26 protein-coding genes and 2 pseudogenes are annotated in these 24,327 nt (G+C 41.2%); 10 read left to right on the forward strand and 18 right to left on the reverse strand.

What is annotated here, in order from left to right; translation table 11 throughout:
- Window positions 1-402: 402 nt before the first annotated feature.
- The 4 genes from IM485_RS03125 to IM485_RS03140 form a co-directional block, all read right to left on the reverse strand.
- A complete protein-coding gene (locus IM485_RS03125) occupies window positions 403-588 on the reverse strand; it encodes a hypothetical protein (protein WP_238141971.1) in 186 nt (61 codons plus the stop codon).
- A gap of 590 nt (window positions 589-1,178) precedes the next feature.
- Window positions 1,179-1,541, reverse strand: a complete 363-nt coding sequence (locus IM485_RS03130) for a DUF5615 family PIN-like protein (protein WP_104396507.1) — start codon at window positions 1,539-1,541, stop codon at window positions 1,179-1,181.
- Window positions 1,516-1,815 carry a hypothetical protein gene (locus IM485_RS03135; RefSeq protein ID WP_079208870.1) on the reverse strand — a complete coding sequence of 100 codons (300 nt, stop codon included), beginning with the start codon at window positions 1,813-1,815 and terminating at the stop codon, window positions 1,516-1,518. The genes IM485_RS03130 and IM485_RS03135 overlap by 26 nt, the downstream gene beginning before the upstream one ends.
- Window positions 1,816-1,939: 124 nt before the next feature.
- Window positions 1,940-2,203: a HigA family addiction module antitoxin gene (locus IM485_RS03140; RefSeq protein ID WP_104396506.1), complete on the reverse strand. Its 264-nt coding sequence runs from the start codon at window positions 2,201-2,203 to the stop codon at window positions 1,940-1,942.
- Window positions 2,204-2,432: 229 nt separating this feature from the next.
- Here IM485_RS03140 and IM485_RS03145 point away from each other — a divergent pair, with 229 nt between their 5' ends.
- Together IM485_RS03145 and IM485_RS03150 are read left to right on the forward strand one after the other, a co-directional pair.
- Complete coding sequence (locus IM485_RS03145) at window positions 2,433-2,669, forward strand: hypothetical protein (protein WP_287741215.1); 237 nt, start codon at window positions 2,433-2,435, stop codon at window positions 2,667-2,669.
- Window positions 2,669-3,121, forward strand: a complete 453-nt coding sequence (locus tag IM485_RS03150) for a type II toxin-antitoxin system VapC family toxin (RefSeq protein WP_002750618.1) — start codon at window positions 2,669-2,671, stop codon at window positions 3,119-3,121. The genes IM485_RS03145 and IM485_RS03150 overlap by 1 nt, the downstream gene beginning before the upstream one ends.
- 202 nt (window positions 3,122-3,323) lie before the next feature.
- Here the strand turns inward: IM485_RS03150 and IM485_RS03155 are convergent, their stop codons facing one another.
- Both IM485_RS03155 and IM485_RS03160 read right to left on the reverse strand, forming a co-directional pair.
- Window positions 3,324-3,533 carry a type II toxin-antitoxin system RelE family toxin gene (locus IM485_RS03155; RefSeq protein ID WP_002798168.1) on the reverse strand — a complete coding sequence of 70 codons (210 nt, stop codon included), beginning with the start codon at window positions 3,531-3,533 and terminating at the stop codon, window positions 3,324-3,326.
- Window positions 3,526-3,771, reverse strand: a complete 246-nt coding sequence (locus tag IM485_RS03160) for a hypothetical protein (protein WP_104396505.1) — start codon at window positions 3,769-3,771, stop codon at window positions 3,526-3,528. The genes IM485_RS03155 and IM485_RS03160 overlap by 8 nt, the downstream gene beginning before the upstream one ends.
- Before the next feature lie 284 nt (window positions 3,772-4,055).
- Here IM485_RS03160 and IM485_RS03165 point away from each other — a divergent pair, with 284 nt between their 5' ends.
- From IM485_RS03165 to IM485_RS03180, 4 genes and pseudogenes are all read left to right on the forward strand, one after another.
- Entirely contained in the window at window positions 4,056-4,796 is a 741-nt protein-coding gene (locus tag IM485_RS03165) for a PEP-CTERM sorting domain-containing protein (protein ID WP_238141970.1), read from the forward strand.
- Between the two features lie 164 nt (window positions 4,797-4,960).
- Window positions 4,961-5,215, forward strand: a pseudogene (locus IM485_RS03170) (hypothetical protein).
- Complete coding sequence (locus IM485_RS03175; protein WP_104396504.1) at window positions 5,216-5,551, forward strand: type II toxin-antitoxin system PemK/MazF family toxin; 336 nt, start codon at window positions 5,216-5,218, stop codon at window positions 5,549-5,551.
- 51 nt (window positions 5,552-5,602) lie between these two features.
- Window positions 5,603-5,707: pseudogene (locus IM485_RS03180) on the forward strand (PEP-CTERM sorting domain-containing protein); the annotation flags it as partial.
- Window positions 5,708-5,818: 111 nt separating this feature from the next.
- Here IM485_RS03180 and IM485_RS03185 read toward each other — a convergent pair.
- The 3 genes from IM485_RS03185 to IM485_RS03195 form a co-directional block, all read right to left on the reverse strand.
- Window positions 5,819-6,286 (reverse strand): type II toxin-antitoxin system VapC family toxin, encoded by a 468-nt coding sequence (locus tag IM485_RS03185; protein ID WP_104396503.1) that lies wholly within the window; start codon window positions 6,284-6,286, stop codon window positions 5,819-5,821.
- Window positions 6,287-6,550, reverse strand: coding sequence for a hypothetical protein (locus IM485_RS03190; RefSeq protein WP_104396502.1), 264 nt, complete (start codon window positions 6,548-6,550; stop codon window positions 6,287-6,289).
- A 392-nt stretch (window positions 6,551-6,942) separates the two neighbouring features.
- Window positions 6,943-7,980 (reverse strand): fatty acid desaturase, encoded by a 1,038-nt coding sequence (locus IM485_RS03195; protein ID WP_104396501.1) that lies wholly within the window; start codon window positions 7,978-7,980, stop codon window positions 6,943-6,945.
- Window positions 7,981-8,279: 299 nt separating this feature from the next.
- On the opposite strand from IM485_RS03195, the gene IM485_RS03200 reads away from it, so the two are divergent.
- Window positions 8,280-8,501: a hypothetical protein gene (locus IM485_RS03200; protein WP_287741221.1), complete on the forward strand. Its 222-nt coding sequence runs from the start codon at window positions 8,280-8,282 to the stop codon at window positions 8,499-8,501.
- A gap of 50 nt (window positions 8,502-8,551) precedes the next feature.
- Here IM485_RS03200 and IM485_RS03205 read toward each other — a convergent pair whose 3' ends face one another.
- The 4 genes from IM485_RS03205 to IM485_RS03220 all read right to left on the reverse strand — a co-directional run bounded on the left by IM485_RS03205 (window position 8,552) and on the right by IM485_RS03220 (window position 17,977).
- Window positions 8,552-11,698 carry a glycoside hydrolase family protein gene (locus tag IM485_RS03205; RefSeq protein WP_287741224.1) on the reverse strand — a complete coding sequence of 1,049 codons (3,147 nt, stop codon included), beginning with the start codon at window positions 11,696-11,698 and terminating at the stop codon, window positions 8,552-8,554.
- A gap of 110 nt (window positions 11,699-11,808) precedes the next feature.
- Complete coding sequence (locus IM485_RS03210; protein ID WP_104396499.1) at window positions 11,809-13,446, reverse strand: SPFH domain-containing protein; 1,638 nt, start codon at window positions 13,444-13,446, stop codon at window positions 11,809-11,811.
- Between the two features lie 358 nt (window positions 13,447-13,804).
- Window positions 13,805-14,968, reverse strand: coding sequence for a pyridoxal phosphate-dependent aminotransferase (locus tag IM485_RS03215; RefSeq protein ID WP_104396498.1), 1,164 nt, complete (start codon window positions 14,966-14,968; stop codon window positions 13,805-13,807).
- A 246-nt stretch (window positions 14,969-15,214) separates the two neighbouring features.
- Window positions 15,215-17,977, reverse strand: a complete 2,763-nt coding sequence (locus IM485_RS03220; RefSeq protein WP_287741229.1) for a DNA methyltransferase — start codon at window positions 17,975-17,977, stop codon at window positions 15,215-15,217.
- Window positions 17,978-18,187: 210 nt separating this feature from the next.
- Here IM485_RS03220 and IM485_RS03225 point away from each other — a divergent pair, with 210 nt between their 5' ends.
- Window positions 18,188-18,655 (forward strand): DUF29 domain-containing protein, encoded by a 468-nt coding sequence (locus IM485_RS03225; protein WP_002750864.1) that lies wholly within the window; start codon window positions 18,188-18,190, stop codon window positions 18,653-18,655.
- A 170-nt stretch (window positions 18,656-18,825) separates the two neighbouring features.
- On the opposite strand, the gene IM485_RS03230 is transcribed toward IM485_RS03225, so the two are convergent.
- The 4 genes from IM485_RS03230 to IM485_RS03245 form a co-directional block, all read right to left on the reverse strand.
- Window positions 18,826-19,101: a MoaD/ThiS family protein gene (locus IM485_RS03230; RefSeq protein WP_002735127.1), complete on the reverse strand. Its 276-nt coding sequence runs from the start codon at window positions 19,099-19,101 to the stop codon at window positions 18,826-18,828.
- A 106-nt stretch (window positions 19,102-19,207) separates the two neighbouring features.
- A complete protein-coding gene (gene thrC, locus IM485_RS03235; RefSeq protein WP_002783420.1) occupies window positions 19,208-20,512 on the reverse strand; it encodes a threonine synthase in 1,305 nt (434 codons plus the stop codon).
- Between the two features lie 510 nt (window positions 20,513-21,022).
- Window positions 21,023-21,568 (reverse strand): 16S rRNA (guanine(966)-N(2))-methyltransferase RsmD, encoded by a 546-nt coding sequence (gene rsmD, locus IM485_RS03240; RefSeq protein WP_287741233.1) that lies wholly within the window; start codon window positions 21,566-21,568, stop codon window positions 21,023-21,025.
- 3 nt (window positions 21,569-21,571) lie between these two features.
- On the reverse strand, window positions 21,572-22,249 hold the full coding sequence (locus tag IM485_RS03245) for a uracil-DNA glycosylase family protein (protein ID WP_002750869.1): 678 nt from the start codon (window positions 22,247-22,249) through the stop codon (window positions 21,572-21,574).
- 100 nt (window positions 22,250-22,349) lie between these two features.
- On the opposite strand from IM485_RS03245, the gene IM485_RS03250 reads away from it, so the two are divergent.
- A complete protein-coding gene (locus IM485_RS03250; RefSeq protein WP_287741235.1) occupies window positions 22,350-22,502 on the forward strand; it encodes a hypothetical protein in 153 nt (50 codons plus the stop codon).
- On the opposite strand, the gene era is transcribed toward IM485_RS03250, so the two are convergent.
- The gene (gene era / locus IM485_RS03255) at window positions 22,484-23,440 is read right to left on the reverse strand and encodes a GTPase Era (RefSeq protein ID WP_104396495.1); all 957 of its coding nucleotides are present in this window, start codon (window positions 23,438-23,440) and stop codon (window positions 22,484-22,486) included. The two genes, IM485_RS03250 and era, sit on opposite strands and share 19 nt — an antisense overlap.
- 35 nt (window positions 23,441-23,475) lie before the next feature.
- Here era and IM485_RS03260 point away from each other — a divergent pair, with 35 nt between their 5' ends.
- Window positions 23,476-24,243, forward strand: coding sequence for a DUF6816 family protein (locus IM485_RS03260; RefSeq protein ID WP_002792476.1), 768 nt, complete (start codon window positions 23,476-23,478; stop codon window positions 24,241-24,243).
- Window positions 24,244-24,327 lie beyond the last annotated feature (84 nt).

Genomic DNA, 24,327 nt, shown 5'->3' on the forward strand with positions numbered 1-24,327 from the left:
TCAGGTGGTCAACTACCTAATTTTCAGGGAAAAAGTACCTCAATTTTCCCCCTGATCACTCCCATGCCTGGTACTTTTTGATTGACAAAAAGTCTAAAAGTCTTACCCAACAAGGTTTTTAGATTTATTCAGCAGACCCTAAGTAGGGATTGGAAATTCTCTCCTATCGTCCCAGGGACAATCGCTTTGATGCGGTGAGCGTCGAATTGGGGCAGTTGAGTCCCGTCAGTTGATATTAATTGTGTTTAATTTAGTTTGCGATCGAGTTGAAGCGCAGTCAAGGGAGAAGGCAAAGGCGAATCAGACATACTGCGTCACAATATCTCACGGAATGAGGATATACAGCCTGAGAAGGAGTAAAACAAGAGAAACTACCTGAAACTCCTTCTTCTGTGCATCCCTCTATTTAATAGTTTGCCCTCTTTGCAATAGCCTTTCTCGTCTCTTTTGACGGGATTCTGTTTCCAGTTGGGCGAGTATATCGTCTAAAAAAAGATTATAAAGCTCAATCTGGCGGTTAGTTTCCCGTAAGTTTTCAAGACATTGTTTTCTCGTTGCTTCATCGGGATAGGAGGTGCGGTAAGTCATCATAAGTTCCATTGCCTCTTTACTTCATCAACACTAGCACTAACAGCATCCACACTGGCTGTTCCTTGCAAAATCGCTCTTTCTAACATCTCTAGCATCGTATTTGAGAGAGTCGGCTGCTCTTGTAAAATTCTCAGCAGGATATTATTAATTCGGGAGTAGGAATTAGTTACCCTCTCTCTGGCATTAGATAATTCTTCTAATTCTGATAATGTCCGTTCATTTTCCCCATATTCTGTAAAAAGTTGCCATTCCGTTGCCGATGCCTACTCTATCTGATCCGCTAGTTGACGCAGTAGATCAAAAATGCTCGCTAAGGTTTCCTCCGGTAATGTAGCCATATTCAATTATTTCTATTATCCCCAGTCTATCATCTGGTTGGTACGAGGTAATCCTGTTTAATTTAGTTGGCGATCGAGTTGAGGATCAGTCAAGGGAGAAGGCAAAGGCGAATCCGACACACTGCGCCACAATATCTCACGGAATGAGAATAGTTCGCCTGAGAAGCAGTAAAACAGGGGAAAGGAAGCGATCGCCAGTGTGAGAGATATATAACTTAAGATTTGTGACGCGATCACGACAAAGCAGAATTAATAGTTCCACTGGTTCAGGGAAATGAACTGATTAGCAAGAGGGACGTTAGCCGTTTCCAGATTGGCGATCGCATTGACAATTGCCTTGGAGTCCATATTTTTAAAGCGGTTAGCGTTACGGTAAACCGCTAAGACCCCCGAATGGCTTGGATTGGCTTGGTGCAACTCTTCAAAGTCATCGCAGTTATGAGTTAGCAGAATCCGATTTTCCTGTATGGCATAGTCAAGTACGACATCATCTGTGCAGCCAGTCAAACCAATTTTATTGATCGTCAGTACGTCATGACCAGCAGCCGTAAGTAACTTAACCAGAAGTTGGGATTGCGAGTCCTCATCAAGCAATAATCTTAGGCTCAACACTAATCCCCTTTGCTTCCAGACGGTGGCGTTCTTCTTCCGCTTCTTGCTTGAGTAGCTGCTGATTAGCCTCGCAGTAGTCAATTGCTTCGTAGATAGCAGCCAAAGGTAACTCCCAATTAAGAGCTGCTTCTTGAGGAGTCATCTGGTTGACAATCATATCTGACCAGACATCAAAAGCTTTCAGCCTCCTACCTTGAAAATAAAGCTGTTGTCGCCAGGAATGAGGACGTTTCTCTAAATACTGCCATTGAGTTTTTGCTGCGTTAGTGGTCATGCTGATGCCTTGATCAAAGCTGGTATCCCTAGTTTATCAGCTACAGAAGCAGCGCACCGTCGAAGGCGGCTCTCTTCGAGATCGCACTAACCCAATGTTGTTTGGTGTTGTAACCCAATCGGATTCACAAAATTCTATCTTCCTGTTTTTTAACCTCAGCAAGATCATAATTCATCTGGAGGCGCAGCCAGAAAGCAGGGGTGCTACCGATTGTCTTTGACAAACGCACAGCCATTTCCGGGGAAATCCCCGCCTTGCCATTGATTAGGTTAGATAGTCTAGAGCGTGACAGGTTCAGCATTTTTGCCGCAGCCGTAACGGTCAATTCAAGCTCTTCAATCGAACTTTTGACAATTCTGCCCGGATGTACGGGATTTTTCAGGGTCATCATGTTTTTTCCCTCAATGATAATCTACAAGGTCAATGTCGAGAGCGTTTCCATCTTCACCCATCACCCATCCTCAAAATCCCCAAATCACTGAAAATCCTGATGCTGACAAGGAAGTAGTGCAGATACCAGCGTAAGCCATGAGGGTGAGGAATGTAAAGATTTATTAAATATAGGGAAATTGCGGCATGAGATATGATTGATCTGGTTGCCTATTAGTCTAAGTCAAATGAACATTGAACAAGTTATCATTAAAAACCTAAGAAAACTTCCCTTAGAAAAACAACAAGAAGTGTTATCCTTCACCGAATCTCTCACCTCAAGAATTTCCCTCACTTCCCCAGATTATAGTCTCACTCCCCAGGAAAAAGCTCAAAAATGGCAGAAAGTAATCGCTAAACTTCCTAAAACAAGTGCGAATTTACCTGATGAAGCTTTACACCGTGACACTATGTATGAAGACTAATGACTCAATATTTACTGGATACTAACATTTTGCTTCGGGCGGCTGATACGTCTTCAGCAACTTATTCTCTTGCTAATAATGTAATTACTCAAATCGTTGAAACAGCTAATGAATGTGTTATTATTCCTCAAGTTTTAATTGAATTTTGGGTAGTTGCAACCCGACCCCTTGATGTTAATGGTTTAGGTTGGACTCCAGCACAAGCTACAAATTATGTCAATGATTTATTAGATAACTTTACATTAATTGCAGAAACGCCGGATATTTTTCCCCTTTGGTTTCAATTAGTCACCATCTACAACATTAAAGGAAAACGCACTCATGATATTAGGCTTCTTGCTGTTATGAAAGCTTCTAACATTACCCATTTATTAACCTTTAATCCTGATGACTTTATCCCTATTCCCAATATTACCATCGTTCATCCTCAAGATTTCATTAATTCCCAATAATTAGGCAGCAAATCCGACATACCGCGTCACAATCCCTCACGGAAGGCGATAGGTCGCCTGAAAAGGGGAAAAACAGGGAAAAACACCGGAAACTCCTTCCTCTGTGAATCACTGTCTTATGGCGAAAGGAGAAACAGCAGTCTAGAAAAGAGTTCTGGTATTATTTATAGACATCGCCGCGAGGTTTAATAGTTGTAATGATCTATAGATTGTTGTCTCTATCTTCAAAAAACAACACTCGATACTTACCTACTCGCAATCTTAGTTCATCTCTTCCGTAAAGGGGTTTAATATCTAATTTTGTAGAATCCGAAATCAAAGTATCCAAAGCTTCAAGAAGACGAATTTGATCATTTTTAGGCATCCTTTCTAAGTAGCGCTCTGCTTGTCTAAGTAGAATATAATCAGCCAAGTTTATCTCCAAATAATTTGTATTTTAATTCTGTTGAAGTGATTCCAGTATCTCGACCGGATAAATAATCTTGCCATGCTGCTTGGCTTTCAGCAAGTTCTTCGGCTGGAATGATCTCATCGTCATCTTTTGGCGCTAGGGTCGGCTTGATGATAGTTTTTAAATACTCTAAAAGTCGCAACTTATCCGTAAGGGGAAGATTCTCTATTTGGCTGAGGATTTCATAGTAAGTTGTCATAGACCTTGATCGTATCAGATAATCCGAACACACCTCAAATAATACCACATCCAGATACTAACCAAAAATGGTAAAAGCGGTGGGCTGTTCACAACCGACTTGGTTCTGCGGTTTCTTTATCGGGATTAAGAAAGGAATATAAAGATTTATTAAACTGTAGCTTTTGATACAGTTGTGGGGGGGAGTGTGTATGCTTCTGCTATCTCCCTTTGGTGTTGGGTTGGGCTGTTGCTTGATCTAGCTGCGAGGGGGGCGATCATACAAATAAAACTTCGGAGCAAATTATGCGTGTTACCAGAATTGTTTTAACTATGTTAATTATTTTAACTGGAACAGGTTTTTGGAAAAAAAACTCTGCTTTTGCTCTTACGCCGGGATCGGACAGAGGATTATGGAGTATTACAGATTATCCAAGATGTAAACGGGAAACTGGGTTCAGTAGGTCTGGTTGCTTCTTCTTTGATCCGCCTTTAGATAGTGGAGTTGAGCAAATAGGATTTCAACTCCAGTATGATTCTTCTAAAATACAAATACTTCCAGAACTATCGGGATTTCTCTGCGATTTTTCTTCTAATGGCGACTGTCCTGTTCCTGGAAACGTAACGGGAGATGTACAACTTGGAGATCCGAGAAATAATACAACTGCTAATCTATCAGTTACAGGGAATACTGTTACGTTTATACATGATCTATCGGGCAATCCAACACCACCGATAGTTGGTGAGACGTTTTTCTTTGGACTTGCCTATAAACTGCTTGTACCATTCTCAAAATTAGTGCCAACTGATACTCCTGAAACTGGTGATATTTTTCAAGTTTCTGAAGGAAATTTTTGCGTCACAGTATCACGAGAAAATAAATGTGGTAGTACAAATCCTACATTTGGATACTTGGTTACACCTATTCCTGAACCCACCTCAACCCTAAGTCTCCTCGCACTCGGAACACTCGGCGCAGCTTCAACCCTGAAGCGCAAACTAAAACCCTCCCAATCCACCGAAAAAGAAACCACAAAAGTAGGCTAAATTGCTTCTAAAAATACCATAAATGCCCCTTCATTTAGTCAGTTGAGGGGGTGTTTTTTGTGTATTGTTTATTGTCTATTATTTAATTGTTGCTAACTAATTGACAACAAGAGCGTTTTTTGTGGTAAAATAGTCAGCCTAGTGTAAATATAGTAAAAGTTGAAATGTCTATCACCCATATTAATAATCTTCGAGACCAGATTTTGCAAAGTATTAAGACTTTACCGCTAGAAAAACAGCAACAAGTCCTTGAATTCGCTCAATCCTTACAAAGAAATTCACGTTTTCAGAAATGGGATAATATTTCAGATGCAGAAGCACAATCGTTACAAAATTAATTTGCTCAAGAGGATATTAGCTTTTCAGAAAGTATTTTACCCGATTATTTATCTCACCTTAAACAAGAGGATAAGAAATAAATGCGAGGCGATATTTATCTAGCTGATTTGAATCCGAGTCGTGGTTCAGAACAAGCCGGTATTCGACCTGTTATTATTGTCGAATATAACAATATTGATCGCTTCACTAGCACTGTTGTTGTAATTCCATTAACCAGTAATTTACGTCGCACACAAATCCCCAGAACAATGGTTATTCCCGCAGGACAAGGAGGCTTAAATCAGGAATCAGTAGCCTTATGTTATCAAATTGTTGTTATTGATAGACAACGACTTCAGAGACAGTTGGGGACACTTTCTTCTAGTTATTTACAGCAATTGGAAGAGGCGATGCGATACACATTAGATTTAACATAAAACCCTAATATGAATGTTTAATTAGTTTAATTTTCTTTCTGGAAAACTTGAACTTTAAGTCTCCTGGTAGTCAGTACACTCGGCGCAGGTGCAACCCTGAAGCGCAAACTAAAACCCTCCCAATCTACTGAAAAAGAAACCAGAAAAGTAGGCTAAATTGCTTCTAAAAATACCATAAATGCCCCTTCATTTACTCCCTTGAAGGGGATTATTTTTTTCCACCTTTTTAAACTCTAAAAATTTCAGAGTTCACAGCTTATCGCTTACTTAAGATGGATAATTATTAGGATTTTCCATCAGCAATTCCTCACTGATAACAGCAACATTCAATTCATTATCTGCCGAGACAAAAGTGATAGAAGGTAAACCACTAGCTAGGCAAAGTGTATTAACAGCACAACCTACTGCTAACTGGATTGCGTCATAACCTCTTAAACCATAAGTTTCCGCTAATACCATTCCTGAATTAATTATACTTTCGGTAATTTCAATGACTTGATAATCTTTAAGCGAGTCCTTTCTCAACTGATGAACTATTGCCGCTGCATCCGTAACGCTAATACTTCCAGTGCGGGATCTTCGCGTAATAGCAGCCACAATTTCTACCTTGGCGATTGCGGCAATAAATATTTCATTATTTAAAGCAGCAGCCAATAATCCCAATACCCACGCCGAACCGGTTTCGCTGATATAACGCTTGACCAAGGCACTACTATCTAAGAAATAAAGTGCCATTTAACGGCGTTCCTCAATAATCGTTTCTGAAATAGGTTTTCCCTCGATTTTAATCAATCGTCGCTCAGTTATCGGTTGAGATGAAGGACGCTTAATCTGCTTGACTAATCCAGCATCAAGAAGAGATTGGTGAAATACCGCTTGTTTCTCAGCTTCTTCTTTATCCATAAGATACTGTTGAATCGTCTGATTAAGCAGCTGAAGTTCTTTTAGATCAAGAGTCTCAAGCTGATTCAAGATTTGAGTAAGGATTGCCTGTGTCATAATCTGCTACTTTTTTTGCTGTCTGAGTAATTAATATTTTATAGCAAAGTTATAATTGAGTTAGTACAATGGACAGTATCATAAAAATTCACTCTTTAGACCTGCTTGATCGTAAATTTTTAGATTCTAGGCGCTTAATATCCTCTTGCCAGTAGCTGTTGAAAAGCAAAATGATCAAATCCTAGAGAAACGCTTGGATATTTGTTTGATTCTTGGCCAATTCTGCCAATGTCATTCCCTTTGTAAGTCGTTCAATTTCACTGCATCAGCTTAATTCCTTGCCAATAAATCAAATAAAGACAAAGACTTTATCCCCAGTTTTGGCAACTATTCTCGGTGTGAGAGGAGGAGGCAGATTTTGCTGCCGTTTCCCCCTCATAGCTAAGACAGGATCAGTTTTTGCGGTAAAAAATCTTACTGCCTTGGTCACTGACAAAATGACAATTGCGGTAGGACCGCCAGAGAGATTTGAAAATCGGTTCTTTCGAGACGCGATAATAGTCTCCTAAGACGGGACGGATAGCCTCGGTTGCTTCTTGGAGATGATAGTGGGGAATAGTGATAAAAATATGATGGGCGACGTGAGTACCAATTTGGTGATGGATGGGATTAAAGATGCCATAATCGCGATCGATAGTAGAAAGCGCCCCTTTGAGAAAGTACCAATCTTGACCGCGATACCAGGGAATATCATCTTCGGTGTGGTGTAGGAATGTCACCAGGTCTAACCAAACCACAAAGACGATATAGGGCATGATGTAGTAGTTAAACAGAAACCAAAAGCCTTGGCTAATACCCACCCCGATTAATAGACCTAACATAAAGGTACAGCAAACGGTGCTAGTCAGTACCTGCCACCGTTCCGAGGGGCGAAAGAGGGGGCTTTCTGGCATAAAATGGGACCCCTGTTTATTGGGGGAACGACGGAAAAGATAAAGGGGATAAACAAATAAAATTAGCTGAAAACGAGCTAATTTTTCGTACCAGGCCATATTGTTATACTGGGTTTCCGTGACGGGATACCAACTTTCATCGGTGTCGATATTGCCGGTATTAGCGTGATGGGTGCGATGACTGATGCGCCAACCGTGGAAAGGTACGAGAATAGGAGTATGACTGAGATGACCGATTAAGTTATTTAACCAACGATAACGGGAAAAGGAACCGTGACCGCAATCGTGACCGACGACAAATAAGGCCCAAAACATGGTTCCCTGCATAAACCAAAAAAGGGGGAAGAACCATGCTTGATTAATCTGGTAAGTTATCCAGTAAAGTAGGGTAATAATGCCAATATCAAAAAAAAAGTAAGCTAAAGAGCGAAAAACGCTTGATTGGAAGCAACGGGCCGGGATAGCTAGACGGATATCCTGTAGGGTAAATGGCAAAAATTCTCTTTTTAGGGAGGGTTTAGGTAGGGTTTGGGACACTAGGTTATAACTCAAGATGGATGACAGGGCAGTATTGACGAAGGCTTGAGTAGCTCAATTTTTCTGTTTGTCGATGCGCTATTTTTTCTCTGTCTCAGCTAGGAGCAGATAAGACCGAGCGATCGAGCGAATTTCGTCTAACTCACCAGAATTATATTGTAGGGCTTAATGTAACTTAACAAAAGCCCCTGGGGAAAGTTAATCAGATTCTCCCCCTGTCTGTCCGTCTGTCCCCTTGGGCATCTAGTACAATAATATCTGAGAAAAGAGATAAGACGCTCGATCATTCAATCAACATTATGAACCAGTTACCTATTCGTCCAGCTAACAAAAATTTTACCCATAGTCGCTTGACTTTTGCCGATTTTTATGCGGGAATTGAAGGAAGGAAGACATTTAAGTCTCTTAGAAATAAAAAGATTAATTTTCCTGTTTCTCGCACCGCTGCTATTAAACAACTTTCTCACGCTGTCTATCTCCCAGTAATCGGTACCCTGCCGATGGTTGTGAGTGTCATTTAAGCATCCTCGTAGTTTTGTACTGAAAATTTTTCCGTTAAGCTTGACCCTTTTCAAACGTCCTCTAAATCATCACCGGGGATAACCGTTGTATAGAATACATAATTAGGGTCTGATAGGTAGCGTTTATCCTGCTTGATGATTGCCATAAATTCTTTGTGTCCTTGTTTTGTTCGTCCCACGAGACAACCGGCACTTGCTCCACTAATGGCATTTTTCGGCAAATCATAGCCCCAGTGCTGATTAATGCCAAATATACCCTTCTGAATCCTGTCCCCATCCCGTCGAAAATCCTTGTTGGAGTCTCGGTACACCTCGATAGGTTGGGTCTGAAACAGTGCTTCATGACTTTTTGAACTTTTGGGCATGGGGTGCCAAGCTTTGATCCATGCTTGGTACTGTCCGAACTTGATGCGAGCGGCCCCGTTTGGATTTTGAGGACTGTAAGTATATTTATCACCAGGCTCTGTGGTAGCTTCCCAACTCCCAACAATTTCTGGTTTCCCATTTTTAAACTCAATTACCATACGCAGATCATTGAACTCATTGGGACGATCATCATTGAGGGTTCCATTAGGATTCATGCCTTCTACATAGACAATGTTATATTCTCTCGGATTCGTGAAGACTTGATAGCCTTTTGTTTTCATATATTTAATGATTCGGCTGGCCAAATCATTACCCAAGTCAAGGCTCCCAAATGATTGAGCAGTGGTAGTCGAGGTTGCTGCCTTGACTGTTTCCGGTTGTGGTGTAGATGGAGGGGTGCAGAATAATTTAGCCTCGGCTTCTCGGCGGCGGCGTAAACCGGATTCGACATTAGTACCGGGGTTTCGGTACTTCACGAACTGCTCCTTAACCCACTCCTGATCATTCCAGCGTTGAGGAGAGTCGCAAACCTTGGTAATCGACTCGAAGTTTCTGCCGCGATAGAAGCCACTTCCCAGGTTGAAGCTAAAGCTGTAGAGGGCAGCACGCTGGTTCTCATTCATGTCCTTCCAGGTGGGAATTTTCTCTAAAGCAGGGCGACGTATTTTGTCAAGATCGTACATAAGGTATTCCTCGGCTTCATCCCTAGTGATGATCTGCCCTTTTCTAACAGGGCTACCATCAGGACATCTAGTCGAACCGTAGCCGATGGTGGGAAGCTTCCAACCTGTTTTCGGGTTGGGGTCAGGGTAGGCTTGCACCCGACCATCAGGAAGTTTCTTTTCGCAACCCTCAAACTCCTTGATCAGTTCAATTGCACGCTGAGGAATTTGACCGGTCCCGGGCTGAGCTTTGTCAGTTGCTTCTGACGCGGATACAGATGATAGGCTATTGTCTTTGCTAGATTTTTGCCAAGGTAAATGCCAATGATCCGACCAAAGATACCAAATGCCAGCACCGTAGTCTAACTCCACTAGGCAATGTCCGTCAATTTCTTCTGAATACTTGAGGACTTTGTACTCTCTGCCCACAGGAACTTCTTTTTTCTGGTTGTAACTGAGTTGTGATGAATCAATAGGCTGCTTTTTCAGATAGGTTTTAGTAGTTGCCTTGATGATGGTATTGGGGGGCGCAATGACCCAATTTTCGGGTTCTACCTTTGTAGCTGTAGCTGATCTTTGAATCGAGCGGGTGGCTGCGGCTTTGAGGGTTCCTCTATTTGTTGAGGAGATGGCAGACATTCTTGATAATTGGTCAATGGCTTCCCGCGCTGAACCATTTTTACTGGACTGGGGAACAGATGATAGTATTTTGTGTTCCCAGGGTAAGTACCAGTGATCTGACCAAACATACCAAATTCCCTGGCCGTAGTCTAATTCAACGAGGTAATGTCCATCAGATTCTTGTGAATGCTTGAGGATTTTATACTCTGTACCCACGGGAACTTCTTTTTTCTCGTTTTCACCGAGTTGTGATGAATCAATGGGTTGCTTTTTCAGATAGGTTTTAATGGTTGCTTTAATCTTTGTATTGGGGGGAGCAGCGACCAAATCTTCCCGATTCTGGGTTACTGATAAGGTTGAGGTGACAGGTTTCGCCGCCGCAGAAAGTTGAATTTTATCAAGTAAGGCTTTCCCGTTAGTCTGTTGACTTACCCAATCTTGATTTTGGATCAGCCAGTTTTTTATGGAATTATTTCCCCCATCTACTCCATCCCTTTCATACTCGTCAATAGCTTGCGCTAGTCCTTTCCTCTGCTCAACAGCAAACAAATCTTTTAGGATATCATCCCTTGATTGAGAATTGCCAAGGCCAATTCTGGCGATTGCCCGATTCATTTCATACTTCCAGCTATCTCCCTCCGTTGATGACCCCGGTACTCGTAGTTCGATGGCGCGATCAAGATAGGAGATAGCTTTGTCTAAATCAGCAGGCTGTGAACTGATATAAGCATAACCTAACTCTGCATTATACGAAGGATTATTGTTATCACTGGCTACCAGAGCCTCAAAAATCGGAATTGTTCTATTGACCCGATCTTTAAACGTTAGAGTTCTCCTTCCCAAGCTACGGGCATCATGGGCAAGATTAAAAGCACGTTCTTTAACATCATCAGTAGCATATTCAAGTTTCTCTTGCATTTCTGATAATTCGGACTGATTTAGCCCTTCTTGAATCTGCTGGTTGACTAGATTGCGTATGTATGTTTTTTCTTCGAGTTCTTTTGCCTGAGATTCTGCTATCTCTTTGGCTTCATTAGCCGTGTCTATACGGTTAATTACCTTCTTTAATGCCGCATCTAGGATGGCTTTACCACCGTAGCCGCCCACCAATCCAGTGACAAAAATCGTGATTTCCAAGCCTGGATCGCCAGGTTTTCTAAGTTCCTGGGGTAAGAACTGATAGGCGATAAGTGACCCACCTATGCCAACAAAAATTTCTCCCAAAAAGCCGGGGTTGAGATTATTGGGATTTTTCTTACTCCAAGACGGCAATTCTAACTCGCCGTCAAGCAATATCGAGCAAAGTAACCCGCCTAATCCCCCAGCCAATACCAGACTTAGATAGATAGTATTTATGCCATTGAACCATTGTAAGTAACCTTGCAAATCGCTAATTTTGGCGGCATTGTTACTCGCAGAACTTGTAAAACTGATTAACTTAGCAAAGCCCAGACTCATACCAAGTCCTAATAAAAAAGTAAGGATGAAATTAATAGTCTTGGGAATGGGAGGAAATGTTAGGGGAGGTTTTTGTTTTGCTTTGTTCATGAACTTAAATCCAAAACTCAGTTTTTTACTGTTGAAAAATTATTTTTATTGGCAGGGATTAATGGGCTTAGATGACTCAATCTCGCTGTTACTTATACGTCAGAATTATCCTATCCGCTGTTGCTATCGTTATTCAAAGAGCGGAGCGATTTACCTAATAAATCTCCTAACTTACCATTTAGTAAAGATTGAATCAGTAACATACCACTGGTGGAAAGCATCAACTTGTTAATCTCTTCTCCATTTCCATTGGGAAAATTATAGATATTGGAGTCTCCCAAAATCCCCGCTTGGGGAGCTAATGCTTTAGCAATTTCAACAACCTGGGGTAAATTTTCTATTAGTTGAGGTGCTAACTCCCGAATCATTTGAGCCGTGCGATCGGCATCTGTAGCCTGTATGAGATGGTAACGCTTGCCTTCTGCTTGTGCCAAACGTTCGATAGTTTTTGCTTCGTTCTCCACTGACTCTGCGGCTATTTCCGCTTGCAGCTTCTGGCGTTCTGCTTGGGCTTTTTCAATTGCTGTAGTAACAGCTTCTTCTGCTTCGGCGCGTTCTATTTCTGTTTCCAGCCGTTCTTTTTCTTTACTAATAATCGAGATGGTTGCGGCAATTTCTCCCGTTTCTATTTCTTGATTGACTGTTGCTTGTTTTAAGCGAAACGTTTTATTTTTCTCAATTAAGTCTGTGTCTTGTAGGAGTTTGTTAAGTTGAATTTCAATCTCTGTTTTGTGTTTGAGGGATTCTAGCTCTTTTTTGTCGTTTAACTCAGCAATTTCGAGCTTTTTCTTTAAAGCTAATTCAGAGAGTTCGAGCGCCTCCTGTAGTTCTTTTTCTTTATCATTTTGGTATTTTTCTATAATTAGCTCATGATCAGTCTTCCTCTTTTCGACTTTTTCCAGTGTTTCTAAATTTTTCAAAGATGTTTCTTGATGTGTAAGCTCTTGATTTTCTAGTTCAATCCCTATCTCTAATTCCTTTAGCCTTATATCTCTGCCTTTCTCTAATTCCTGTTTTCGTATTGTTTCTTCCGTATCTAATTCATGTTTTCGTATTGCTTCTTCCGTCTTTAACTCTTCCGTGCGAGTTGCCAGAATTGCCGGTTGAATAACTTTTGTTCGAGCTTCAACTGCCTTGGCATCGAAATAGTTGTCAGCAGTATAGTTGGCACTTTCTTCAATTTCACCAATAACTAGGTCTCTAACAGTTAATCCTAGAGGATTTAGGCAGTTACCAAGTATAGTTGTAGCCTCTTTTCCCACCTCTGTGCGATTTGTATGGAGATAGTCTAATGTATGTTTACTGGCACTTCCTCGTAGGGCGGTTTCGGCGCGTTTTTTAACAGCTTTCTCTACGGCTACGGTTGAAATACTGTCTTCTTCTACCAAAAATTTTTGAGCCTTTTGGTTGTCTTCTTTGGTGTCGGCAATAAAGACATAAATTGTCGCTTGTACATTGGCTCGTAAATAATCCTGAGTACGAATATTTGAGACTTCTATATCGACAGCAAATTCTTGGGATGGAATCGTGTCTGAGTCTGGCTTTGGTTCAGTCCATGCCTTTAAACCTCCAATAATTTTGTCTTTTTGCGACCACAAAGCAACCAGCATCAAAGTAACCACAACAGTTACTCCTATCGGCACTAAAGAGGAACTGCCGTTACCTGGCGGTGGATTTGATCGGGAAGGATCAGGGGAGGACTGAGCGACAATAACAGGTTCTGTTTGGCTGGGTTGTATTGGTCTCATGTAGCAAAGATTCAGATCAGGAATTGCCAGCGATCATAACATTTATGGTTCTTCGGTAGATAATATGTTAACAAAAATTTGTAACCGTTCAGGGGTAGGGCTGTTTCATTTAACCCCATATTTCGCACTTCAGTCTTATTCTTTGTATGATAAGTTTAACTTATATAGTAGTGATCGATCTCTGTGTCCTTTGTGTCTCTGTGGTTCGTTCCACGCACTCGTCCGCAATACCGTATCTTAGAATACATTTTACCCACCAAACCCGGGAGAGCCAACGGATTTAGTATTAGAGCTAATTGGCTGTGAAAACCGAAAAAAAGGGCGAACAAAATTCACCCTAACAGACAAAGTAATCATCCTACAAAGTGCCGATAAACTTATCAATGCGATCGAATCCTTTTTCAATCGTCTTTAGGTCTGTAGCATAGGAAAGACGAATACAATCATCAGCACCGAAAGCAATACCGGGGATAGCAGCCACTTTTTGGGTTTCGAGGAGTTTCTGACAAAAATCCCGGGATTTTAAACCAGTTTGACTAATATCGATAAACACATAAAAAGCACCGTTGGGAGTAGGACAATTGAGTCCGGGGATTGCTCGCACTCGTTCTAAAATATACTGTCGGCGCTGGCTAAAAGCTTTGACCATTTCCTCGATACAATCTTGGGGACTCTCCAAAGCAGCGATCGCACCGTATTGGGCAAAAGTGCAGACATTGGAGGTACTATGACCTTGGATCTTAGTCATAGCCTTGACAATTTCCACCGGTCCTGCTATGTAACCAACGCGCCACCCCGTCATCGAGAAAGCTTTAGCAAAACCATTACTAATAATACTGCGCTGAAAGATTTCCGGACCAAAAGAAGCGATACTGCGGTGAATTGCGCCATCGTAGAGGATTTTCTCGTAGATTTCGTCAGAAACCACTAAAATATCCTTTTCAACCACAATTTTTGCTAAAGCTGCGATTTCTTCGGGAGTATAGACAATACCGGTGGGATTAGAGGGGGAATTGAGAACAAATAATTTAGTTTTCGGTGTAATTGCCGCTTCTAGCTGTTCAGGGGTGATTTTATACTGATTCTCTAGGCTAGTGTTCACTATAACCGATGTTCCTCCCGCTAACGTCACCATTTCAGGATAACTCAACCAGTAGGGTGCGGGAATAATTACTTCGTCCCCCGCTTCAATTAACGCCATGATTAGATTATAGAGAGACTGTTTACCGCCATTGGTAACGATGATATTATCGGCATTGTATGCTAGTTGATTATCCCGCAGTAATTTCTCAGCGATCGCTTTTCTTAACCCCGGTTCTCCGGCAGCCGGTCCGTAGCGAGTTTTTCCCTCATCGAGGGCCTTTTTCGCGGCAGCTTTGATGTGAGTGGGTGTGTCGAAATCTGGCTCCCCGGCGCTAAAACTACAGACATCTTCGCCGTTTTTCTTCATTTCCTTGGCCAGAGAGTCGATAGCTAGGGTAAGGGAGGGGGTGACTTGATTGACTCGTGACGCTAGTTTCATAGTATTTTACCCTGAAAGGGCTTTTCTGATGACCTACACAACCTTTAGTATTGTCCATCACCTCGATTGTTCTGGGTGTTTTTTTATATAATCTCCGGAATTGCGGCGCTTAGGGATGGGTGTGGGGTGATGGGGTGTGGGGTGTGGGGTGTGGGGTGTGGGGTGTGGGGTGTGGGGAAATGGGGAGAATAAATAAAAATAATCTCCTTTTGCCTTTTGCCTTTTGCCTTTTGCCTTTTGCCTTCGTTATTGAGGATTTTTTCTTTTTGCGGGTTTTTGTTTGCTGGTAGGGAGTAGGGGAGCGGTTAATTTTTCGTAGAGTTCAAAGAGGTATTCAATACGGTTTAATTCACTGGTAAAGGGTTGGGGACGATAACACAAATCAACAGCTTTGTCAAGTTTTTGGTGAGCTTTGAGCAAGTCGGGAGGCATGGTTAAAGGATCGTATAAATCCGCAAGGCTACTATCGGGATATTTTACCCTAGTATCTAGCACAGCTTGAGCGCAAGTTTCAACGGTTTGTTTTTGTTTGTCGGTGATATTTTCTGGAAAGGGGTAGTTATTATAAACGATGGTGTTTGAATAACGATAATCGCTTTTTAATCTTCCGCAAACATATTTAACCCATGCCATGTGCATTTCTGAAGTTAAGATACCAAAATGATAAAGAGTTGCATAAGGAATAATTAAACATGAATTACTTGTAATTATATCAGGAGATAAAAATCCAGTTGGAATATATTTTCTATTCTCTGATGAAACACCCGGAATAAGTAAATAATTAGTATCAGGTTGTCTATTTTCTCCAAAAAGAGTTGGAAACTTAGATAATTCTTGAGTGGTTTTTCGATTGCTTTCACTTCGCACTTTTCTAACTTCTTCAACTCTTCTATAAATTTCTTTTGACTTCTTTAATTCTTGAGGTTGAATGTTAACAAGCCAAAGACAATAACGAGAATAACCATTAATAAATTCTTGCGCCCCTGTATAGCGTCTTATCCATTTATCAGAATCAGGTTCATTCTTAACTAATTCTTCTTTTTCAGATTGTGAAAGAATAAGATGACCACCATCGTTTGGCATACTTCCAAAGTTTATTTCTGGAACAGATGAAATGGTTTTTCTTCTACTTAAAATTACCAAGTCACTACCCTCAACTAGGTAAGGATTAATATTTTTAACCTTTCTTTCTGTTGGTTCACCTTTAATATCAGCATAATCAAAAATACGTTTATTGTCAATATCTTCTAGCCCAAAACCAATAATAACACAATGAACTGCGGCGTTTCCTTTTGCTTCATTACTCCAGCTAAAAGTTCGATGGGCAAAATAAATTTTTATTTTATATTTTTGATAAAGCTCTTGCCAAAGAACACCAACTTGTTCACCCTGAGAAATAGAATTTGTACTAACTAAAGCGCAACGAATTAAACTATTTTGAATAAATTCAGACGCTTTAATATACCATGCCGTCACATAATCTAAAACACCTGCTCCTTTAATGTCCCCTAAAACATGATTCATGTCAGCCTTTTGGTCGGCATTTTGTAACTGTTTCCCCACAAAAGGAGGATTACCTAAAATAAAATTGAGCTTCTCTTTTGAGATAACTTCCTCCCAATCAATCCGCAAGGCATTTCCATTAACAATCTTTGCTGCTTTCTTTAATGGTAAACGCACAAAATATTGACCAAAAGTATTACTAACTTTAATATTCATCTGATGATCAATTAACCACATTGCCACCTCTGCCACCCTCACCGCAAACTCATCGTATTCAATACCAGCAAACTGATTGACATCTACCTGAATAATGGTACTAATATCTGTTACTAACTGCCCCGTTTTATCTAATTTATCTAACTCCTGTAATACCAAAATCTCTAAATCTCGTAACTCCCGATAGGTAATAATTAAAAAGTTGCCGCAACCACAGGAAGGATCAAGAAAATATAAATTAGCAATCTTTTTCTGAAATTCTAGTAACTTATTGCGATTGCCTTTAACCTTCTCAAATTCTCTGGATAAATCATCTAAAAATAACGGTTTAATCACCTTTTGAATATTTTTCTCGGAGGTATAATGCGCCCCTAAATTGCGTCGCTCTTTTGGATTCATTACCGCTTGAAACATAGAGCCAAAAATAGCAGGGGAAATTTTTCCCCAATCAAAAGCACAAGCTTCTAATAACATGACTCGCATCTTGCTATCAAAAGCCGCTAAGGGTAATGACTCCTCGAATAACTTGCCATTTATGTAGGGAAATTGAGTTAAATTCTCATCGAGATTTTTTAATCTTTTTTCTTCTGGTGTATTCAGAACCTGAAAAATATAAGCGATGTGCATCGCCAAATCACTGCCATCTTCTTTGGTATGTAGATCAATATATTCCCAGAAAATACCCTTATTAAAAATACCCGTATCATCGGCAAATAAACAAAATAATAAACGCACTAGATAAACTTCTAAATCATGCCCTATATAACCAATTTCTTTGAGGCAATCATGAAGTTTTCCCATTAACTCGGCAGCTTGAATATTGACGGGATCTTCGTCTTTATAAACTCGCTTTTCGTAACCAGCAATAAAATCAAATAAATGAACGTTATCAACAAAATTACTTAATTCAAATTCCCATTGATTGCCTGAATCTAAATCATATAATTTAAACCGTTGAAAATCCGAGACTAAAATATAACGCGGTAACTCATGTTCCTTTAAATTGGGAAAATAATCCTTAGCCTGTTGTGTGGCTTTTTCTAAATCTTTCCCCTTCGATTTATGCTCAACTAAAATCGTTCCTTTCCAGAGTAAATCAATAAAACCCTGCTTATTATCTGCTTTTTTTATCGGTTGCTCAAAACTGGCTACCCTACGCCGTGAAATGCCAAAGACATTAAAAAAATCATTCCAAAAAGACTGAGATTCTGCTTTTTCTGAAGTCTCTCCTTCCCACTCTTTTTGAAAAGCGATGGCGCGATTTTTAATTTCATTCCAACTTAAAGGCATAGTTTTAACTCCTTATCTTTCGCCGGTTTGCTCAACGATAGTAGAAAATGGTGTAGGGAGCCAGATGCAGTCAGCAAGGGATACAGATAGTTTCAATTTTAGGTGATTTTTTGGTAAACTACAAGGGAAGCTAGAAATTAGTAACGCCTTGAGAATTGTAGCCGCTTAGTTACCAATCTAGTTATTGACTCGAAGGAACAACTTATCGCTATGTCCAAAACTCTCTACGAACAAGATTTTCAAGTATGGCTCGCAACAACAATTAGCCACCTACAGAAGCGGGAATTTGCTGCGCTGGATACTGATAACTTAATTGAGGAGTTAACCGAGTTGGGAAAATCGGAAAAAAGAACTTTAGAAAGTAATTTGATGATTCTTTTGGCTCATTTGCTCAAATTAAAAGTACAGCACGACGCACCGCCATCAATGAAGGATAGCTGGTATTGTTCTATTATTGAGCATCGCCAGCGAATTGAGAAAAACTTACGCAATACACCTTCCCTGAAATCCTATCTAGAAACTGCTATCGAGGAAGCTTATCCAGATGCTCGTCAAGTGGCAATTAAGGAAGGGAAACTTGCTCAATTTGGTGTTCGGATTCCCCCAGAAAATGATTATCCTCAAATTTGTCCTTTCTTGCCAGAGCAAATCTTAGATGAGAACTTCTATGGCAATTGACCAAATGTGTCTCAGCTTATAATAATATGAACAACCACAAAGGCACAAAGGACACAAAGATTAGGTTTTTCTGGCAACCCTAACTAAAACTTACCTGAATAAAAGCCCCCAGAAAACATCACTTTCTAGGGGTCTAATTACAGTTGACGGAAAACAAACTTATGGGGAGGTTAACCTCCAGCCACCGCAGGAACGATACTGACTTCATCGCCATCTTTTAAGGGGGTTTTTGTCCCATCGAGGAAGCGAATATCTTCACTGTTGACGTAGAAATTTAAAAAGCGCCGGGGTGCGCCCTCTTCATCGCATAAGCGGGCCTTAATACCGGGGAAACTTGCTTCTAAGGATTCGATTAAATCACCGACACTACTAGCACTACACTCGATGGTAGCCTTATTTTCTGTAAATTTTTGCAGGGGAGTAGGAATGAGAACTTTTACAGCCATAGATATCAAGGAAAAAGTGGAAAGGACGGTAAGCTGCACGCGAATTTAAATTGCTTGTGGAGATGAGGCAAGAGGATAATTGCCCCATCATCCCTGAACATCAATTCTAGACGAGAACCTGTTGCCATTCGAGGCGTTCGAGGGTGCGGGAACGTTCCAGGGCCCGTTCAAAGCTTTCTAATTTCGGTTCGATTAACAGGGGTTCACCGATATAACCCTGTACCGCTTCTTGGGTTTTTAGACCATTACCGGTGATATAAACGACCGTGGTTTCTTCGGGGTCGATTTTACCCGCTTCCACTAATTTTTTCAAGACGGCGATGGTTGTACCGCCCGCAGTTTCCGTGAAAATGCCTTCCGTTTCTGCCAAAAGTTTAATACCTTCGATAATTTCGGCATCGGTGACGGACTCAATATTGCCGCCGGTTTTACGCGCAATATCAAGGGCATAAACACCATCGGCGGGATTACCAATAGCGATCGATTTGGCGATAGTATTGGGTTTAACTGGGGCGACAAAATCCCGTCCTTCCTTGAAAGCTTGGGCAATGGGGGAACAACCCTCCGCTTGAGCGCCACTAAAACGCACTGCTTTATCTGCCACCAAACCGACTTTGACGAATTCTTGGAAGCCTTTATAAATCTTGGTAAAGAGGGAACCACTGGCTAAAGGTGCGACAATATGGTCGGGGAGTTTCCAGCCTAATTGTTCAGCCACTTCAAAGCCTAAAGTTTTGGAACCTTCGGAATAGTAGGGACGCAGATTGATATTGACAAAACCCCAACCGTAGGTATTACCCACTTCGGAACAGAGACGGTTAACCTGATCGTAGTTGCCTTTAACCGCCATGACCGTGGGATTATAGATTAGGGTGCCGAGAATTTTACCTGCTTCTAAATCGGAGGGAATGAAAACACAACAGTCTAAACCGGCGTGAGCGGCAATAGCGGCGGTGGAATTGGCCAGATTTCCCGTACTAGCACAGGAAACGGTGGTAAAACCTAATTCTTTGGCCCGGGTAAGGGCGACGGATACCACTCTATCTTTGAAGCTGAGAGTGGGCATATTGACGGCATCATTTTTAATGTAGAGATTTTTTAGACCCAAGCGCCGAGCTAAACGGTGGGATTTAACTAGGGGAGTCATACCCGTACCCACATCGATGGGATTTTCACTTTCTACCGGCAAAAAGGAACGATAGCGCCAGATGGAATTGGGACCTGCTTGAATGCTTTCTCTGGTGACGGTGCGACGGATGAGGTCGTAATCGTAGTCCACTTCCAGGGGGGCAAAGGTTTCTTCGCAGATATTCAGCGCTTTCAGGGGGTAGGAGGTCCCTCCTTCCTTAGAAACCAAGCGGGTAAAGGTGGGGATGAATTTTGAGGTTTCGATGTTTGTCGCTAGGGTCATGATTTTCCTGTCTTGCCGTCAACTGATGTACAAACATCCTATCACCGGCAAAATCTTGGTGTCAAATATACCCGACTATTTTTATCGGGTATAAATTTATACAAAAACTAGGTGATATTCTGGGGAGCAGCAAGGGTTAAGGGGAGAGAGTTCGGCTGCCGTGTCAGGAAACTTCGGGGTAGTTTTAGGTCAAAAAAAGGACTAGGAGAAGGATTTTAAGTGTTTTAGGAGGCTATAGCCTATTTACTGCGAATTTTATCGAAATAAGCTCTGATGTTTCTTTAAATAGCTTAAATAGGGGGCGATTAACTGCGGTTGCCAGAAAGTTTCTCGGGTTGCTCAGGATAATTGTCAAGAAAAGTGACAAATTATGTGATTTTGTTGAGAAATAATAATTTTTCTAGGCTGCCCAATAAAATTGACTATTTCCGGCAGGAGTCAGGAGATTGCTTTTATTTATTCTCCCCACACCCCACACCCCACACCCTACACCCTCTTTCAAGTCAGTGGTCAGGAGATAACTGCTTTTTGATAAAAAGTTAAGGTGGTATTGCCGTAGCGTTTCTGACGACAAATGGTTAAACCTTCTAGATTAATTGCTGGCCAAGATTTGGGATTATGTTCCACGGCAATTTCCCCCAGAGAATCTAATAAATTATATTGAGAGATGGCAGTTAGTACCGGTAAATATAACCCGCTTTCGTAGGGAGGGTCAAAATAAATTAGATCAAAACTTTTCCCCGCTAAAGTGGCTAACTTTGTCAGTACATCCCCCCGAATTAATTGAAATTGCTGGTGAGAAGTTGCTAAATTGCGCCAATTTTCCTTAATAATTTCGCCAGCGCGTCCTGATTGTTCAATTCCGATTACTAGACTCGCACCTCGACATAAAGCTTCCGCACCCATGGAACCATTACCCGCACAAAGATCTAACCAACGACAGCCGGATAATTTCTGTTGCCAGATATTAAATAAAGCTTCTCGGACCCTTGCTGTCGTCGGACGGGTTAATTGTCCTGCTAGGGTTTTTATGGGACGATTGCCGTAAATTCTCATTAGTTAAAAGGCAAATTCAGTTAATCTTTTTTGTAATAAATCAGGAAAAAGAGCATAGTATCTTTGATTGAGAGGAGAAGGATGGGGGAGAGGCAATAAAGTCACTTTCTTTTGCTGTTTTAATCCATCTTCATCGGTAGCGGTAAGGGTAACTAGCAGTTTTTTGGTAAAGCGTTCTTTATCAAGATAGAATTTATCTACTTCTTTCGGTTTACCGTAGGGTTCAAACCATTTAAAAGCTTCCGTACCAAGGGGAATGATATGATCACCTTGCCAATAAAAAACGAGCAGTTTTTCTATAAATGGACGAAAACGATCTTTCACTTCCCCAGAATAAGCTTTATTACCCGGCGGTTTGTAGGGAACTGTATTAGTCAAGAAAATTCGATCGCACACCGATAATAACTCTTGACGATCATGGGATTTTCTCCCCTGCCAAGCTTGAAAAAATCCCTCTCTTACCATTCTACCAGCAGCCCCGATCAAAGGTTGTCCTGCATACACTTCATCTCGTCCTAAATCCCGGCCAAAAAAGCATAACTGACTAGCAAGATTACCAGCATACAAAACCGGTTCAAAGGGGTCTTTTTTTGCCTCTTGGTAAATCAGGGTATCGATGGGAAAATCCTCTTTTTTTGCCTCTTGGTGTACCTGTTTAATTAGGGTTTTAATATCGGTCATTTCAGTTATCAGTTATCAGTTATCAGTTATCAGTTATCAGTTATCAGTTATCAGATGTGAGTTATCAGTTATCAGTTATCAGATGTGAGTTTTCAGTTCAGTGATTACTGTTTACTGTTTACTGATCACTGAAAAAAGCTTCTCCCTACACCCTACACCCCACACCCTACACCCCACACCCCACACCCCACACCCCACACCCTACACCCCACACCCCACACCCTACAACCCAATTCACTCCTCGGTGCGATAGCCAAATTCTGCTAAAAGTGAGCGAGATTGTCGCCATTTCGGTTCTACCTTCACAAATAATTTTAAATATACCTCCCCGGCGATTAACTTTTGAATAGCCGATCGAGCGGAAGAGCCGATCGCTTTTAACATACTGCCATTTTTACCGATGACGATCCCTTTTTGGGAAGCTCGTTCCACATTGATGGCGGCAAAAACCTTGGTTAAAGCGGGAGTTTCCTCGACGCGTTCAATCACCACCGCCACAGAATGAGGAATTTCCTGACGGGTTTGCAGTAAAATCTGTTCGCGGATTAATTCGCCCATAATAAACCTTTCCGGCTGATCGGTGACTAAATCGGGGGGATAGTAATAGGGACCGACTTCGAGGGAATCAATTAACAGATTTTGCAGTTCTTCGATTCCCGTCCCCTCCAGTGCCGAAAACTTGAGCAGAGGCCAGTTATTTTCCGCCGCTAAGGTGCGATAACTATCGTCGATAGGCTCCGGGGCTTCCGGTTGCTGATCGGCTTTATTTAGCCCTAAAATCGTGGGAGTTTGGTTTTTAGTCAGTAAATCGGCAATATAGCGATCGCCATTGCCCAAAAAATTACTACTATCGACAACAAATAAAACTAAATCTACAGAATTTATGGCGTTTTCGGCATTTTTAACTAAAACTTTGCCTAATTCGTGATGGGGTTTGTGAATGCCAGGAGTATCGACAAAAATCATCTGAGAGCGCTCGTCGGTGACAATGCCACGTAAACGGTTGCGGGTAGTTTGAGCGATGGGGGAAGTAATGGCGATTTTTTGTCCCACTAATTGATTCATCAGGGTAGATTTGCCCACATTAGGACGACCAATAATGCCAATAAAACCGGATTTAAAACCGGTCGGTGCGATGGGAATTACTGCCGAATCGAGATTAAAGGCTTGGGAGTTGATAAAATCGTTCATAATTAAAGAATATTACTTAAAAAATATTTTTACCCATGCAAAGGATAATTTTGTTCTTGTTAGTATTGATTCTAGGCTGTAGTAACCATTTAGAATTATCTATAGCGGGAAATTTAAGCGATCGCTTAACTAATTATCCTCGCTGGATGACTAAACCAGTGGTTAGTTTTGCCAGTGGAGATTTAGTTTATCCCGATTGGATGGTGGGCAGTTGGACTGTCACCAGTACCCTAATCGATTTAACCGCTCCTCTTTCTCCCCAGATTATCACACCCGGTTTTGAAAGTAATCGTCGTTACCTAGAAAAATCGATCGAGTTTCCGGTGAGATTCATCGAGAAAGCTATTTCCAGACCGATAAATGCTGCCTTTTTATCCACTATTATCAGTAAACCATCAATTGTGGCCGATCGATCCTTTAATGGTTTAGCAATTAGTCGCGCCTACTTAGGTAATCAATCGGTATTATCCGTAAAAACTGACCCTAATAATCCCAATCGTCAGATTACCTTTTTACGCGGCGCTCATCAACTAATTTCCACCGTAATTGCCAGAAATAGCGAAACTCCTAGCCGAAATCAATTTATTGCCACAGAAATCAGTCAACAAATTTTCCGGGGAGAAACCAATACTTATCTTAATGAGGTGGAAACCACCACCGCCTATCAGTTATTATCTCCTAATAAAATTCTAGGCGATCAGGTGACAGCCATTTATCTTTCTCCCCAATCGCCGGATTATTTCCAAGCGCCGAATCGTCCTGTGGCTTTGTATCGTTATCGCTTAGAGTTGCTGAAAGATTAATAGAAATCCTGTAAAAATCAAAAATCTTCCCTTAGATGAGGAGACAGGAGGAGAAAAAAGACAAGAGATAATCCTAGCCATAAA

Origin of the sequence: Microcystis sp. M169S2 (assembly GCF_020245865.1) — a bacterium.
Taxonomy (GTDB): domain Bacteria; phylum Cyanobacteriota; class Cyanobacteriia; order Cyanobacteriales; family Microcystaceae; genus Microcystis; species Microcystis ichthyoblabe_A.

Coding starts and splice junctions, on each gene's coding strand:
- IM485_RS03125 (WP_238141971.1), bottom strand. CDS start 588: ATGACTTACCGCACCTCCTATCCCGATGAAGCAACGAGAAAACAATGT.
- IM485_RS03135 (WP_079208870.1), bottom strand. CDS start 1,815: ATGACCACTAACGCAGCAAAAACTCAATGGCAGTATTTAGAGAAACGT.
- IM485_RS03140 (WP_104396506.1), bottom strand. CDS start 2,203: ATGACCCTGAAAAATCCCGTACATCCGGGCAGAATTGTCAAAAGTTCG.
- IM485_RS03145 (WP_287741215.1), top strand. CDS start 2,433: ATGAACATTGAACAAGTTATCATTAAAAACCTAAGAAAACTTCCCTTA.
- IM485_RS03150 (WP_002750618.1), top strand. CDS start 2,669: ATGACTCAATATTTACTGGATACTAACATTTTGCTTCGGGCGGCTGAT.
- IM485_RS03160 (WP_104396505.1), bottom strand. CDS start 3,771: ATGACAACTTACTATGAAATCCTCAGCCAAATAGAGAATCTTCCCCTT.
- IM485_RS03165 (WP_238141970.1), top strand. CDS start 4,056: ATGCGTGTTACCAGAATTGTTTTAACTATGTTAATTATTTTAACTGGA.
- IM485_RS03175 (WP_104396504.1), top strand. CDS start 5,216: ATGCGAGGCGATATTTATCTAGCTGATTTGAATCCGAGTCGTGGTTCA.
- IM485_RS03185 (WP_104396503.1), bottom strand. CDS start 6,286: ATGGCACTTTATTTCTTAGATAGTAGTGCCTTGGTCAAGCGTTATATC.
- IM485_RS03190 (WP_104396502.1), bottom strand. CDS start 6,550: ATGACACAGGCAATCCTTACTCAAATCTTGAATCAGCTTGAGACTCTT.
- IM485_RS03200 (WP_287741221.1), top strand. CDS start 8,280: ATGAACCAGTTACCTATTCGTCCAGCTAACAAAAATTTTACCCATAGT.
- IM485_RS03205 (WP_287741224.1), bottom strand. CDS start 11,698: ATGAACAAAGCAAAACAAAAACCTCCCCTAACATTTCCTCCCATTCCC.
- IM485_RS03210 (WP_104396499.1), bottom strand. CDS start 13,446: ATGAGACCAATACAACCCAGCCAAACAGAACCTGTTATTGTCGCTCAG.
- IM485_RS03215 (WP_104396498.1), bottom strand. CDS start 14,968: ATGAAACTAGCGTCACGAGTCAATCAAGTCACCCCCTCCCTTACCCTA.
- IM485_RS03220 (WP_287741229.1), bottom strand. CDS start 17,977: ATGCCTTTAAGTTGGAATGAAATTAAAAATCGCGCCATCGCTTTTCAA.
- IM485_RS03225 (WP_002750864.1), top strand. CDS start 18,188: ATGTCCAAAACTCTCTACGAACAAGATTTTCAAGTATGGCTCGCAACA.
- IM485_RS03230 (WP_002735127.1), bottom strand. CDS start 19,101: ATGGCTGTAAAAGTTCTCATTCCTACTCCCCTGCAAAAATTTACAGAA.
- thrC (WP_002783420.1), bottom strand. CDS start 20,512: ATGACCCTAGCGACAAACATCGAAACCTCAAAATTCATCCCCACCTTT.
- rsmD (WP_287741233.1), bottom strand. CDS start 21,568: ATGAGAATTTACGGCAATCGTCCCATAAAAACCCTAGCAGGACAATTA.
- IM485_RS03245 (WP_002750869.1), bottom strand. CDS start 22,249: ATGACCGATATTAAAACCCTAATTAAACAGGTACACCAAGAGGCAAAA.
- era (WP_104396495.1), bottom strand. CDS start 23,440: ATGAACGATTTTATCAACTCCCAAGCCTTTAATCTCGATTCGGCAGTA.
- IM485_RS03260 (WP_002792476.1), top strand. CDS start 23,476: ATGCAAAGGATAATTTTGTTCTTGTTAGTATTGATTCTAGGCTGTAGT.